This window comes from Gammaproteobacteria bacterium (assembly GCA_019911805.1).
Classification (GTDB): Bacteria; Pseudomonadota; Gammaproteobacteria; order Thiohalobacterales; family Thiohalobacteraceae; genus JAHJQQ01.
This window is the reverse complement of sequence record JAIOJV010000048.1, coordinates 18,199-31,588: the sequence shown is the minus strand read 5'-3', so window position 1 is coordinate 31,588 and position 13,390 is coordinate 18,199. Positions and strand designations below refer to the sequence as shown.

Sequence of the window (13,390 nt, the reverse complement as noted above, 5' to 3'; positions counted from 1 at the left end):
GGACCGTTCCGAATCTGACCAGCGCCACCTCAGCCTCGCAACGCAAGATACGCCAGCCCCAGCAGCGCCACGACACCCCAGCCGAGCCATTCGACATAGCGCACCAAGGCGCGTTCCATACGCGCCCCACCCCAGGCTAACAGACCGGCAACCAGATAGAAACGCGCGCCGCGGCCGATGGCGGAGGCCAGCACGAAGGGGCCGAGTGCCATCGCCATGCTGCCGGCCGCGATGGTGAAGACCTTGTAGGGGATCGGCGAGAAGCCGGCGACGAACACCGCCCAGAAGCCCCACGTGTCGAACCAGGTGCGTGCCTTGAGATAGCCGTCCCAGTAGTGTGTGCCGCGGATCACCGGCTCGATGAGATCCAGCGCGAAAAAACCGATGGCATACCCGAACAGCCCGCCCGCCACGGAAGCGACGGTGGTGATGAAGGCGAAATGCCAGGCACGCGCCGGCTGTGCGAGGCTCATCGGCGCGAGCATCACATCCGGAGGGATGGGAAAGAAGGACGACTCCGCGAAGCTGAGTCCGGCGAGGTACCAGGGCGCGCGTGGCGCACGGGCCCAGCGCATGGCACGCTGATACAGCCCGTCGAACAGCCTCATCAGCCCGCGCCTCCGACCAGCGGCACGAAACTCACCGGCTCGAGATCCTCGCGTTCGTAGACATCGCCGCGCCGCGTGACCACCGTCAGCGTCTGGCCGCTGGCACCACCCACCGGGATCACCAGACGCCCGCCGTCGGCCAGTTGCTCCAACAGTGGTCGCGGGATTTCCGCCGGTGCCGCGGTGACCAGGATCGCGTCGAAGGGCGCCTGCTGCGGCCAGCCCCAGGACCCGTCACTTTGTTTGAGCTGGATATTGCGCAGTTCCAGCGTGCGGAAGCGCTGCCGTGCGCTGCGCACCAGCGCGTCGATACGCTCGACGGTATAGACCCGCGGCACCAGCTGCGCGAGCACCGCCGCCTGGTAGCCCGAACCGGTGCCGACCTCCAGCACCTTGGTGGGAATGCCTTCGGCGAGCAGCGCCTCGGTCATGCGCGCAACGATGTAGGGCTGGGAGATGGTCTGGTTGAAGCCGATCGGCAGCGCCGTGTCTTCGTAGGCGCGGCTGGACAGCGCCTCGTCCACGAACAGGTGCCGCGGCGTACGGCGCATCACCTCCAGCACCGCCTCGCTGCGAATGCCCTTCTCGCGCAGCCGGTCGATCAGCCGGTCGCGGGTACGCTGCGAGGTCATGCCGATGCCACGGATGTGCGGACGCATCTACGCTTCAGCCACCGGTCAACCAGCCGGCCACCTTGTCGAGCGCATCATAACGGGTCAGATCGACCTGGATGGGCGTGACGGAGACGAAGTGACGTCGCACTGCATGGAAGTCGGTGCCCGGCCCGGCGTCCTGCTCGGCACCGGGCGGGCCGACCCAGTAGATGGGCCGGTGTCGCGGGTCCTCCTGCTTGATCACCGGTTCGGATTTGTGCCGGTGCCCCAGGCGCGTCGCCTCGAAGCCGGCGAGTTCGGCGTAGGACAGGTCCGGCACATTCACGTTCAGGATCGTATCCGCGGGCAGCGGATCGCGGCACAGCCGCAGCACCAGTTCGCGCGCAACGCGCGCGCCGGTGGCGAAATGCCTCGGCGCATGCCCGACCATGGACACGGCGATGGCCGGCAGGCCGAGAAAGCGCCCCTCCATGGCCGCGGCCACCGTGCCGGAATAGAGGACGTCGTCGCCCATGTTGGCGCCGGCGTTCACGCCCGACACCACGATGTCGGGCTCTTCGTCGAGCAGGCCGGTGATGGCCAGGTGAACGCAGTCGGTCGGGGTGCCGTCGATGCGGATGAAGCCGTCGGGCATGTGGGTCGCCCGGATCGGGTAATCGAGGGTCAAGGAATTGGAAGCACCACTGCGGTCACGGTCCGGCGCCACGACGGTGATCTCACCCAACTCGGCCAGCGCCTCGGCCAGGGCGCGGATGCCGGGGGACTGATACCCATCGTCGTTGCTGATCAGAATCCTCATGAAGACGTGTGGCCCGCTGGCATATCTGTGGTACGCATTGGGGCGACACTATACTGGAACGCCGACGGTGCATATAGCCTGGCCGGAAGCCGGGAAACTTTAGCCCCAAAAGGACTCATTTCCGCCACATAAGCACAGGGAAGGCGCTGCAATACCGCGGCGTCCCAAGGTTGCGGCCCGGTACCTGACGGGTAAGAGACCCTGTGGTGTAAAGCGTATGATCTTATCCGTGTTTTCCCCGCGTGATTCCATAGCCACTGCGGTTTTTCAGGGTAACTACCGCGCTGACTGCACGTCATTCAGCCGGCTGGACCGGTCGCCTGTCGCACGCACTTGACGTATCCTGACCGCCTGGACCGAGACGGGACCCATGAGCAGACAACCCAAACACCCCGCCGCGCCGGGCATCAGCCCGGAGGACCGCGAACTCTTCCAGACGGCGGTCGGCCCGGTCAGGCAGCTCCACCACGACCGTGTCGAACCGCGGCTGCCCCGCCCGCCGGTGCGGGCTACGTTCCGCGAGCGCGACGAAGGTGCCGTGCTGCGCGACTCCCTGTCAGACGCCTTCGACCCCGATGACTACCTGACTGGCGAGGAGCTCTGGTTCGCACGCACCGGCCTGCAGCAGCGCATCCTCAAGCGACTGCGCCGCGGCCAATTCGCCCGCGAGGCGGAATGCGACCTGCACGGCCTCACGGTCGTCGAGGCGCGCCAGGCACTGGCTGCCTTCCTGCACGACTGCCTCGCCCAGGGCTGGCGCTGCGTGCGCATCATCCACGGGAAGGGCCACGGCTCGCAGCAGCGCATACCCGTGCTCAAGGGCAAGGTCGGTGGCTGGCTGCGCCAGCGCGACGAGGTACTCGCCTATTGCTCGGCACGCCCCGTCGACGGTGGCACCGGGGCCCTCTACGTCCTGCTGAAAAAGGCCTGAGGCGGATACACCCTCGAGGGGTGGGGCGGGCGCGACAAAGCCCATATTTCCCATCGGAACATAGCGGTATATCCGGGTGTGTCCCGGGGCGCCCCGATGGTCGATAATGGCCCCAGACACATAATCCCAGGCAGCCCGCCATGAAGGCCCTCCTCCTCGTCGCCCACGGCAGTCGCCGCGCGGCATCCAATGACGAAGTACGCGAACTCACCGCGCGACTGGCAGTCCGCGCGCAGCCGGCCATCCCCATCGTGCGCTGTGGATTCCTCGAACTCGCCGAACCTTCCATCCCGGATGGCATCGAGCAATGCATCCGGGAGGGGGCGACCGCGGTGGTGGTGTTGCCCTATTTTCTCTCCGCCGGTCGTCATGTGGTCACCGATATCCCGGCGGCAGTGGCCGGCAAACAGGCGCAGTATCCACAGGCCGACATCCGCATCGCACCCTATCTTGGCGCCAGTATCGGCATCACCGACCTGCTGCTCGACGCGGCCGGCCTCGATCCGGGCCATCCTGATCCAGTGCCGACTGCCGCAGACCGACGATGAGCACCACCCCTTTCTGGAAGACCAAGTCCCTGGCACAGATGTCGCGGGCCGAGTGGGAATCCCTGTGCGACGGTTGCGGCCGTTGCTGCCTGCACAAGCTCGAGGACATCGATTCCGGACAACTGTTCTATACCAGCGTGGTCTGCCACCTGTTCGACGACAAGCGTTGCCGCTGTACGCACTACGCCGACCGCAACCGCCTGGTGCCCGACTGTCTGGTACTGACGCCGGACAACCTCGACGGCATCGACTTCCTCCCTGAGACCTGTGCCTACCGGCTGCTCAACGAGGGCCACGACCTGCCGGACTGGCACCCACTCGTGAGCGGTGATCCCGAGAGCGTCCACCGGGCCGGTATCTCCGTCCGCGGCAAGGTCATCAGCGAGACCTATGTGCATCCCGACGATCTGGCGAACTACATCGAGCACCAGGACGGGCCGTTTACGGATGAGGACGGGCATCACTGAGCCCGGCCCCCGCCGGCAACGCGCGGGTACTCATGGAAATTCGATCGATGGCGCCCCGATGATGGCAGGTAAAACCCCAGGCCGAACGTACCTTGACGTGCCTGATCTGCTCACCTATAGAAGTAGGACCACTCCTGGCACCCCGCCTTGACACCGCGCGAGGCGGCCGTCGTACCGCTATGGGAGCACCCGCATATGTCGGACATCGCCCGCGACATTCCGGTCGAGCTGGATACCGATGGATTTCTGGCTCACCCCGAGGAATGGAACGAACTCATCGCCAGCCAGCTGGCCGAACGCGATGGCATCGGACCACTGACCGAGGCGCATTGGTCGGTGATTCAGAGCCTGCGCAGGCACTACTATGCCAACGGCGGGGTCCCGTCGTTACGCCATGTCTGCGTGGAGAATCACCTCGATCCGCATTGCGTGGCGGGGCTGTTCAAGGACACCGGGCGGGAACTCTGGCGCATCGCGGGCCTGCCCAATCCGGGCGAAGAGGCCAAGAGCTACCTCTGAAGAGCGGTTCAGCCGCGCCGGATGGCGTCCTCCATCGCCTGCACCTTGGCCTGCCAGTCCGATAGCTCGTTATCGCCTGCGGCCATCCGTTCCATCAGCCGGTAGGCCAGCTGCCGTTGCGCCGTGTCCAAGTCCCTGAGCTTGTTCAGCAGGAACAGGTACTGACCCTGCTTCGCCGACAGTGTCTTGACCAGCGCGAACAGCACCAGCGACGCGGCCCCGTGGGGTTTGCCGCGAATCATCTCCAGCAGCTCATCCAATGCGTTCATACCGCCCCTGCCCTGTTTGTCAAAAAAAGTCCCACGAAAAACACGAACGGTTCACCCGCATTCACTGCTGTCTCAAAAACACAAAAACCATATTTGCCACGGAAGCACACGGAAGGCATTGAAATGAAACCGCATCACAAAGTTCTGTCTCAATACTTGGCGAGTGACCTGGGATGTCGTGTGAAGCCTACGATTCTAACAGCATTTTTCCGTGTTTTTCCGTGTGCTTCCGTGGCTGAAATGAGTGTTTTCAGGGTAGAACTAATGGGACAGAAGTGACCCGCATTACGATTCTTTCGTGGGTTTCGTGGCCACGGAATGCGCCCGGGCTTTCCGTGGCGCCTTCTCGACGGGGATCATCCCCCCGGCCGCTGTACCACCTGGTTGCGCAGATAGATGGGCTGGGCGTGTTCAGGGGCGACCACACGGCCGGCGGCAAAATCGAGCGCGGCGAGGCGGGCGATATCGCCGGCGCGCGGCAGCGCGTCGGCATCGATCCCGGCGAGCCGGTCGCCCAGTTGTGCGCGCAATGGTGCCGCATAGGCGGCCCAGCCGCTGCCGACGCCGGACCATGCGGCACCCCCGGGTACCCCGGATATGTCAACGCGCTCCGGTGCGGATACCCGCTCCGCACCCAGCGCCTCCGGCTCGCCGTTCGCGCCGCGTCCATAGGGCGCCCAATAGACCTCGCCCATGCGCGCATCAATGGCGGCCAGGACGTGCTCAACGCCGGCACGCAACAGGGCGGGACGCGCCAGCGCCGCCAGGGTCGAGACCGGCAGCACCGGCAGGTCGGTGGCGAAGGCGATGCCCTGGGCCGTGCCGGCGGCGATGCGCAGGCCGGTGAAGCTGCCGGGCCCGCGGCCGAAGGCGACGGCGTCGAGCTGTGCCGGCTGCAGTCCGGCGGTGGCCAATAATTCGTCCAGCATCGGCAGCAGCAGCCGTGCGTGACCCCGCGGTGCGATCTCGAAGCGTTCCAGCATCTGGTCGTCGATCAAAAGTGCCGCACTGCAGGCCTCGGTGGCCGTCTCCAGGGCCAGAATCTTCACGCTCATTCTCACACCCCTCTTCACGCCTGCGCGGTGCGCGTGTCCCCGTTGGAAAAGAAGGTCTGCACGTCGTCCAGCCGCTGTGTCACCGGCATGGGCGGGAGGCTGGTGCGGAAGATGCGCCCGTAGCTCTTGCCCACCAGTCGCGGATCGCACAGCACCAGCACACCGCGGTCGTCGACATCGCGGATCAGCCGGCCGACACCCTGCTTCAGTGCGATTACGGCGCTGGGTATCTGCAAGTCCACGAAGGGATTGCCGCCGGCCGCGCGCAGGGCATCGATGCGTGCCTGCAGCACGGGTTCGCCCGGCGACGCGAACGGCAGTTTGTCGATCAGCACCAGGGACAGCGCCGCGCCGCGCACATCCACACCCTCCCAGAAGCTGCCCGTACCGAGCAGTACCGCATTGCCCAGCCGGCGGAAGCGCGTGAGCAGTTCCGCGCGCGGCGCCTCGCCCTGCACCAACAGCGGATACTCGATGCTGCCGCGCAGTGCGGCGGCGGCCTCCTGCAGGGCACGGTGGCTGGTGAACAACAGGAAGGCGCGCCCCTCGCTGGCAGCGATGGCCGCGCCCGCGACCCGAACCACCGCGGCCGTATAGGTGTCGGCACGCGGGTCGGGCAGATCCGGCGGCAGGTACAGCAGTGCGTGGTGCGCATAATCGAACGGACTTTCCAGGCACGCAGTACGTGGCCGGTCGAGCCCCAGCGCCGCGATGTAGTGGTCGAAGCTGTCGCCCACGGCCAGCGTCGCCGAGGTGAATATCCAGGTGTTGTCGAGCGCCTCGAGCCGCGCGCGGAACTGCGGCGCGACAGACAGCGGCGTGCAATGGATGGCGAAGCTGCGCGTGAAGGTCTCGAACCAATGGACATGGTCCGGCGGCGGCTGGCCGGCAGTCAGTTGCAGGCGCTCGGCGATACGTTCAGCGCGCTGCCAGCAGTTCTCCAATCCGCGACCGCGCGGTGCCGCCACCTCCAGCCAGGCGCGCAACACCTCCAGCTGCTCGCCAACTGCAGCCACCGCCGCGCGCACCCGGCGATCGCCGGCCACGGCCGCCCAGGGCTGACGGCGAGTACCCGTGCCCAGCGCCAGGCGAAGATCCGCCACGGATCGTTCGAGCGCGGCCGCGGCCGCGGGCAGATCCGCCATGTCACCGGCCTCACGCAGATGTTCCTGCACCGCATCGCGCGCCAGGCCGGTGAGCTGGCGGCTGCCGAGGCTCATGCCGAAGAACTGGCTGGCCACGTCAGCGATCTGATGGGCCTCGTCGACGATCACGGCATCCACACCCGGCAGCAGTTCGCCGAAACCCTCCTCCTTGAGCGCCATGTCGGCAAACAGCAGATGATGGTTGATCACCAGCAGATCGGCGTCCTGCGCCGCACGCCGCGCCTTGACGACGAAGCAGTCGTTGAAGCTCGGACAGTCGCCGCCCACGCAGTTGTCGCTGGTCGACGTGACCCGCGGCCACAGCGACGAATCCTCGGCGACCTCGACGAGCTCACGGATGTCACCGCTGCGGGTGCGTCCCGCCCAGCTGCGCACCGCCTCGAGTTCGGCGGCCTGCGCGCGGCTGGCGAAGCGTCCGTCCACCGCCGCGAGGTCCAGCCGGTGCAGGCACAGGTAATTCGCCCGCCCCTTGAGCAACGCGCTGCGCACGCTGACGCCCAGCGCCTGGCGCAGCGCGGGCAGATCACGGTCGAACAACTGGTCCTGCAGATGCTTGGTGCCGGTGGAGACAATGACCTTGCGGCCCGACAGCAGCGCCGGCACGAGATAGGCGAAGGTCTTGCCGGTGCCGGTGCCGGCCTCGACGATCAGCGTCGCCCCGTCACGGAGACTGGCGGCGACCGCCTCGGCCATGTCGCGCTGGGCCGCGCGCGGTGCGTAGCCGGGCAGCGCGCGGGCGAGTAAACCGGTGGCGGCGAAGACGTCGTTGAGGTCCATTCAACCCAAAAACCGCAGTGGCCACGGAAAGACACGGAAGAATACGGATAAGATCATAGGCTTCACCCAAGCGCTTCCATCACCCGGAGGCGGTGAGCAGCCGCTGCGGGACGAGATCGGGTTTCTGTGGCTGAAATGGCTTTAGCAGATGCAAATCCTGAAAACCGGCTTAGGCCGTGGAAACACACCGACGATACCATGTGAGGCAGGTGCCACGGTGCCAGCCGTCACAGGACCCGGCCGGCCGCTACCATGGCTCACGACGCTTACCCGTTTTCCGTGTGTTTCCGTGGCCAAAACACCTGTTCGGGCTCGGCATCGCGATCAACGCTCGGAGCGGTTATCCCAGACCCCGTCGCCGATCTCGCCCTCTTCACGCGTCCACACCAGCTGGCCGATGATCTTGAACTTGGCCACCGAGAGCAGGCCGCGTTTGGCGCGTTTGCTGCCTTCGGAGTCGGCGACCGCCGCGACCAGATCATCACGTTCCGCCTCGTAGATCTCGAAGGGTTCGTACTCCTCGTCCATGAGTACCAGGAGGACGCTGTCCCAGTCCTGGCCGGTCTTCAGTTGGCCGATGCGGTGTCCGCCCTTGGTGTCGTCAAAGATGGTGCGGCTTTTGATCTGGATGCGCTTACCCTGGCGTGAGCCGCCACGACCGACGGCATCATACCCCAGCGTTTCATCCTTCACGGGCTCCAGATTGAGCAGGCGGGCGGCATCGTTCTCGGCGATCTCAGCGCTGATACCCGGCAACGGCTTGCCGGTCGTGCGTCGGTACTCGGCGGCCAGCCGGCGCGCTTCGCTGATCAGTTTGTCGACGGCGTAGACGGTCACCCTGCCCCCCTGGCTCAGGTCGCGCCCGTCGGGCCCCCTGCCCTGCAACTCACCGCTGCCTGCAGGTATGCCCGCGGCGATGCCCGCGACGAATTGGGGTGATTGTACACGAATGCCCGTGGCATACCGCCGGTCCTGCCACCTGACGGCGGCACGGTGGTGCCTATTCGAGCCGGCTCGCGCGTTCCTCGGCGGCGCGCGCGCCCGCGGCATCGCCCTGTGCCCGGCGCGCCGCGGCGATCAACCGCCAATTGCGCACCTGCAGGCGCGTGTCGCCGGCGGCGAGGCTGTTGGACTTACCCGCCATCTGTATGGCCTGACCGTACTGCCCCTGCTCCAGTCGTATGGCGGCCAGCTGATACCAGAGACGCGGGTTACGCGGTTCGATGCGCAGGGCGCGCTCCAGCGAGGCGGCGGCCGCATCCAGGTCGTGTGCCTGATACTGCTGATCGGCGCGGTCCAGCAGCGCGATCACGGCCGGGCTGCCGGCCGGTGCAGGGGCAGTGACGCTGCCGCGATCGGCGGGGACACCGGGGTAGGTCTCCGCGCCGGGGAAGGTCTCGACGCCACCACCGGCACCACCTGGATAGGTCTCGACACCGCGGTTGTCTCGCGGCATCCCATCCGGATAAATCACCGGGGCGGGTGTGCTGCGGGTCTGCGGCACTCCGGCACAGGCGGCGAGCAGCACGCAGCAAGAGATCAGAAACAGTCGCGACAGCAACGTCACCGGAAGATACCTCTCAACCAGTCGATGGGTCTGGGCAGCTCGCCCCGGCTGCAGGGCGCGTTCGCCTGCGGGGCACTGCCGTTCAGGAAGGGCAATTGTACGCGATCCTCGCAGCCTGCGTCGGCGCGCAGTCCGGTGGCACGATCGATCCAGACCAGCTCCACGCGCTCCGGTGGGGACAGCACCAGGGGCTGCACACCGACGCCGGCCATGTAATCACCCCATACAGGCACCGCACCGCTGCTGCCCGTCAGCCCCATCGGTTGATTGTCGTCACGCCCGATCCACACCACTGCGAGCTGATTGCCGGTAAAGCCGGCAAACCAGCTGTCGCGCAGCTCGTCGGTGGTACCGGTCTTGCCGGCGATGCCGGCGTCGCGTCCGAAACGCGCCCCGAGCGCGGCCGCGGTACCCTCGGTCGCCACCGCCTGCAGGGCCGAGTCGAGGAGGAATACCTGCTCCGCATTGGCCACCCGCTCGACCTCCAGCGGATAGCGCTGCAGCGGTGTGCCGTCGGCGGCGACCACGGCACGGATGGCGCGCAGGGGTGAACGAAAGCCGTCGGCCGCGAGAGTCTGGTACATGCGCGTCACGTCCAGCAACGACAGATCCACTGTGCCCAGCAGCAGCGACGGGTAGGGATGGAGTTCGCCCTGCACACCGAGCCGGCGCAGCGTGGCGACGACCTTGTCCACGCCGATATCGAGGCCGATACGTACCGTCGGAATATTGTAGGAATGGGTCAGCGCATCGAACAGCAGGACGCGACCGCGGTACTGCTTGTCGTAGTTCTTCGGCTCCCAGGGTTCGCCGACGCGCGTCGGCACCGTGAGCGGGGTGTCGTCCACCCAGGTCGCCAGGGTGTAGCGGTCCGGCGCACCCAGGGCGGCGAGGTACACCGCCGGTTTGACCAACGAACCGATGGGCCGTGCCGCATCCAGGGCGCGGTTGAAACCGGCGGCGCGCGGATTGCGGTCGCCGACCACGGCCAGGACCTCGGCGCTGTCGGCGGCCGTCACGATCACTGCGCTCTGCAGACTGTTCTCCGGCAGGCCGCGGCTGCGCTCCAGCTGCGTCAGACGGTTCGTGACCGCCGCCTCGGCTGCCGTCTGCGCCTGTGGGTCCAGGGTGGTGAAGATGCGCAGGCCTTCCGAGGTCAGGTCCTCCTCGCGGTAATCGCGATACAACTGGCGGCGCACCAGTTCCAGGAAGTGCGGATAGGCATTGGCCGCCAACGGGCGACGCTTGAGCACGCCCAGTGGCCGCGCCTTGGCGCGGGCGCCTTCGGCGGCGCTCAACGCCTGCTGTTCGACCAGCAGGTCCAGCACCAGATTGCGCCGTTCCAGCGCCTGTTGCGGATGCCTGCGCGGATCGTAATAGGAGGGTCCTTTGATCATGCCAACCAACAGCGCGATCTGATCGGGCGCGAGATCCTCGAGCGGCCGCTCGAAATAGAAATGACTGGCCAGCCCCACGCCGTGCACGGCGCGCGGGCCGTCCTGGCCGAGATAGACCTCGTTGAGGTAGGCCTCGAGGATCTCGTCCTTCGCATAATGCGCCTCCAGCAGCAACGACATGAAGGCCTCGTTGACCTTGCGCGTCAGCGTACGCTCGTTGCTCAGAAAGAAGTTCTTGACCAGCTGCTGGGTGAGCGTACTGCCGCCCTGCACCACGCTGCCGGCGCGCAGGTTGGCGAACATCGCACGCAGTACAGAACGTGGCGAGATGCCGTGATGGGCGTAGAACTGTCGATCCTCGACGGTCAGCAGGGTCTGGATCAGCAGCGGTGGTACCTGCGCGAGCTGCACGAGCTGGCGGTCTTCCTTGTGCGCCGGATAGATGCTGGCGATTTGCAGCGGGTCGAGGCGGGCCAGATCCAGCTCACGGTTCTGGGCGCGGTCGATCAGCCGGCCGATCTGGCCGCCGGCGAATTCGACCCGCAACCGCTGCGAGCTCTCCGGACCATCCCAGAAGGTGAAGCCACGTGTCTGGAGATGGAAGGTCTCGCGGTTGCGGCTGTACTCGCCGGAACGCGTCGGCTCGCGCACCGTGTGATAGCCGAGCCGCTGCAGCTCGCCGGTCAGCTGATCGGGCGTGAGCGGTCGTCCGGCATACAGCTCCAGCGGCCGCGCATAGACGCGTGCCGGCAGCGCCCAGCGTTTGCCTTCGAACTGGTCACGTACAATAATGTCGAGGTAAACGATGTAACCTGCCAGGATGACGAACAAAACGATCAGCAGCCGCAGCCAGGGGAAGCGGCGGCGTGAGGCATGACGGCTGGATCTTCGCTTGCGCGAACTGCGGCGGCGGACGGCCATAGGGATCGGTCGAGGCTAAAGAATCTGGACTGTGGTCCGGCTAAACGGGGTATCTCATGTCCTTCAACGAGCGCGCCTAAGGGTACGCGACCCGCGTCCCGCTGTCAGCCATGAATCTGCATCCAGCCCCTCATCGGCCGAGACTCCACCTGCCACCGCTGCTGTGGCTGGCCGCAGTACTGCTGGCGCTGTCCGGCTGCGCGAGCCGACCGCCGGTGACGGTGATCACACCGGAGGACGTGCGCACCGCACACCCCGTGCCGTCGGGGTCCCGGGGCGCGGTGGTGCAGACTGCGAAGAACATGGTGGGCACGCCCTACCGCTACGGCGGCTCCAGCCCGCGCGGCTTCGACTGCAGCGGCCTGGTCAGCTTCAGCTTCGCGCAGGCGGGTATCCCGGTACCGCGCACCGCCGACCGCCAGTTCCGCGCCTCTCGCCCGGTCGGCGACCGCAATCTGCTCCCGGGTGACCTGATCTTCTTCGACATCGGAGGGCGGCGGATCTCGCACGTCGGTATCTACGTGGGCGATGGGCGCTTCGTGCATGCGCCGAGCACCGGCAAGCGCGTCAGCGTAGAGTCCCTCGCCAGTCCCTACTGGCGAGACCGCATCGTCGGCGCCGGACATTATTTCAGAATTCCCTAGGAATCTTCGGGCGCCGCACCGGGCCGCACCGGGGTCACCGACCCGCCGGATCAGGTATCCGGTTGGTCGAACAGCGTCTTCAGCAGGTCGTTGGTGTCGGCCGCGGTCTGCCGGGGAGGCGTTTCCGTCTGCCCATCCAGTCCCGCCAGCTGTACCTGCAGATCCTCGACCCGGGCGCGGAGCATGGTGTTCTCGTCTTCCAGTACCGCAATGCAACCGTTCAATTCATCGTTGGTGCGCTGGATCGTACCGATGGTGGCCTGCACCGCCTCGGCCGTGTCGCCTGCGGGGGCGAGCTGCGCCAGCAGCTGTCGGAGATGCTGGATGGTATTTTGCTGACTGCCGACCAGGTCGCGCAGTGGCTCGGCATCCGGATGGGCACGCAGCGCCCGTTCCTCCTCCCGCGCCCTGGCGCCGAGACGCAGCTGCAGTGCCTCGCCCTCACGCCCCACGACAGCGAGTCGCTGTACCATCGTCTGCAACGCCTCGTCCTCTCCACCATGCGCTTCGAGCGACTCGCGCAGTTCGCGCATGACCGCGTGCTGGTTGTCGATCACGGATCTCAGGTGGGCGATCTGCTCGCGTAACTGGGTCAGTTCATCACGTGCCGCGGAGGCGACGCCCTCCGGCGCGTCCGTCGGTGAACACCAGCTGGTGACCAGTGCATTCAGTCCCTCGACCAGGCGCGTCCGCCATGCGAGCGTATCTCCCGCGGCGGCTGGGCCCTGAGCGGTCAGCTCCACTTGCAGGAACTGCTGTCGCAGCGCCAGCATCTGCCGTACTTCCGGGTCGGTCTCGGGGTCGATATGGGGGTCGGTCTGTGGATCGGCCGCGGTCGCTACAGCGGTGCCTGCGACGGCCTCGGTCGTCTCGCCCAACAGGCGGTTCGACCGCTCAATCTGCTGGCGCAGAAAGCCGGCATAATCAGACAGCGTGGCCGTGGCCGCATCCGTCGGTGTGGCCGGCTCGAGACGGCATCGAAGCGCCGCAGTCTCGGCACGACTGCGCCGCAGCCGGTAGAACAGCACCCCCACGACCACGCCCAGGACCACCAACGCCTCGAGCAGGCCGAGCAGTGCGTAGAACGCGGGCGCGGTCACCACCGCGC

General features: G+C 66.6%; 15 protein-coding genes. 5 read left to right on the top strand and 10 right to left on the bottom strand.

The genetic code is table 11. The features are described 5' to 3' along the window. Window positions 1–29: 29 nt before the first annotated feature. The 3 genes from K8I04_04640 to surE are packed head-to-tail and all read right to left on the bottom strand — an operon-like array spanning window position 30 to window position 2,021. Entirely contained in the window at window positions 30–608 is a 579-nt protein-coding gene (locus K8I04_04640; protein MBZ0070996.1) for a DedA family protein, read from the bottom strand. Then, complete coding sequence (locus K8I04_04635) at window positions 608–1,267, bottom strand: protein-L-isoaspartate(D-aspartate) O-methyltransferase (GenBank protein ID MBZ0070995.1); 660 nt, start codon at window positions 1,265–1,267, stop codon at window positions 608–610. Before K8I04_04635 ends, K8I04_04640 begins: the two co-directional genes overlap by 1 nt. Before the next feature lie 7 nt (window positions 1,268–1,274). Beyond that, on the bottom strand, window positions 1,275–2,021 hold the full coding sequence (gene surE, locus K8I04_04630; GenBank protein ID MBZ0070994.1) for a 5'/3'-nucleotidase SurE: 747 nt from the start codon (window positions 2,019–2,021) through the stop codon (window positions 1,275–1,277). A 370-nt stretch (window positions 2,022–2,391) separates the two neighbouring features. Here surE and K8I04_04625 point away from each other — a divergent pair, with 370 nt between their 5' ends. From K8I04_04625 to K8I04_04610, 4 genes are all read left to right on the top strand, one after another. Next, a complete protein-coding gene (locus tag K8I04_04625; protein MBZ0070993.1) occupies window positions 2,392–2,952 on the top strand; it encodes a Smr/MutS family protein in 561 nt (186 codons plus the stop codon). Between the two features lie 140 nt (window positions 2,953–3,092). Further along, the gene (locus K8I04_04620; protein ID MBZ0070992.1) at window positions 3,093–3,500 is read left to right on the top strand and encodes a CbiX/SirB N-terminal domain-containing protein; all 408 of its coding nucleotides are present in this window, start codon (window positions 3,093–3,095) and stop codon (window positions 3,498–3,500) included. Continuing rightward, complete coding sequence (locus K8I04_04615; protein MBZ0070991.1) at window positions 3,497–3,967, top strand: YcgN family cysteine cluster protein; 471 nt, start codon at window positions 3,497–3,499, stop codon at window positions 3,965–3,967. The genes K8I04_04620 and K8I04_04615 overlap by 4 nt, the downstream gene beginning before the upstream one ends. Window positions 3,968–4,162: 195 nt before the next feature. Next, entirely contained in the window at window positions 4,163–4,486 is a 324-nt protein-coding gene (locus tag K8I04_04610) for a TusE/DsrC/DsvC family sulfur relay protein (GenBank protein MBZ0070990.1), read from the top strand. Window positions 4,487–4,494: 8 nt separating this feature from the next. Here K8I04_04610 and K8I04_04605 read toward each other — a convergent pair whose 3' ends face one another. The 6 genes from K8I04_04605 to mrcB all read right to left on the bottom strand — a co-directional run bounded on the left by K8I04_04605 (window position 4,495) and on the right by mrcB (window position 11,638). Beyond that, entirely contained in the window at window positions 4,495–4,755 is a 261-nt protein-coding gene (locus K8I04_04605) for a hypothetical protein (GenBank protein MBZ0070989.1), read from the bottom strand. A 356-nt stretch (window positions 4,756–5,111) separates the two neighbouring features. Then, window positions 5,112–5,804, bottom strand: a complete 693-nt coding sequence (gene tsaB / locus K8I04_04600; protein ID MBZ0070988.1) for a tRNA (adenosine(37)-N6)-threonylcarbamoyltransferase complex dimerization subunit type 1 TsaB — start codon at window positions 5,802–5,804, stop codon at window positions 5,112–5,114. Window positions 5,805–5,824: 20 nt separating this feature from the next. After that, window positions 5,825–7,753 (bottom strand): ATP-dependent DNA helicase, encoded by a 1,929-nt coding sequence (locus K8I04_04595; protein ID MBZ0070987.1) that lies wholly within the window; start codon window positions 7,751–7,753, stop codon window positions 5,825–5,827. Between the two features lie 324 nt (window positions 7,754–8,077). After that, window positions 8,078–8,590 (bottom strand): hypothetical protein, encoded by a 513-nt coding sequence (locus K8I04_04590; protein MBZ0070986.1) that lies wholly within the window; start codon window positions 8,588–8,590, stop codon window positions 8,078–8,080. Window positions 8,591–8,753: 163 nt separating this feature from the next. Next, the gene (locus tag K8I04_04585) at window positions 8,754–9,209 is read right to left on the bottom strand and encodes a tetratricopeptide repeat protein (GenBank protein MBZ0070985.1); all 456 of its coding nucleotides are present in this window, start codon (window positions 9,207–9,209) and stop codon (window positions 8,754–8,756) included. A 107-nt stretch (window positions 9,210–9,316) separates the two neighbouring features. After that, on the bottom strand, window positions 9,317–11,638 hold the full coding sequence (gene mrcB / locus K8I04_04580) for a penicillin-binding protein 1B (protein ID MBZ0070984.1): 2,322 nt from the start codon (window positions 11,636–11,638) through the stop codon (window positions 9,317–9,319). Between the two features lie 110 nt (window positions 11,639–11,748). Between mrcB and K8I04_04575 the strand changes: the two genes are divergently transcribed. Then, window positions 11,749–12,282 carry a C40 family peptidase gene (locus tag K8I04_04575; protein ID MBZ0070983.1) on the top strand — a complete coding sequence of 178 codons (534 nt, stop codon included), beginning with the start codon at window positions 11,749–11,751 and terminating at the stop codon, window positions 12,280–12,282. A 50-nt stretch (window positions 12,283–12,332) separates the two neighbouring features. Here K8I04_04575 and K8I04_04570 read toward each other — a convergent pair whose 3' ends face one another. Then, entirely contained in the window at window positions 12,333–13,382 is a 1,050-nt protein-coding gene (locus tag K8I04_04570; GenBank protein MBZ0070982.1) for a hypothetical protein, read from the bottom strand. Window positions 13,383–13,390: the final 8 nt, after the last annotated feature.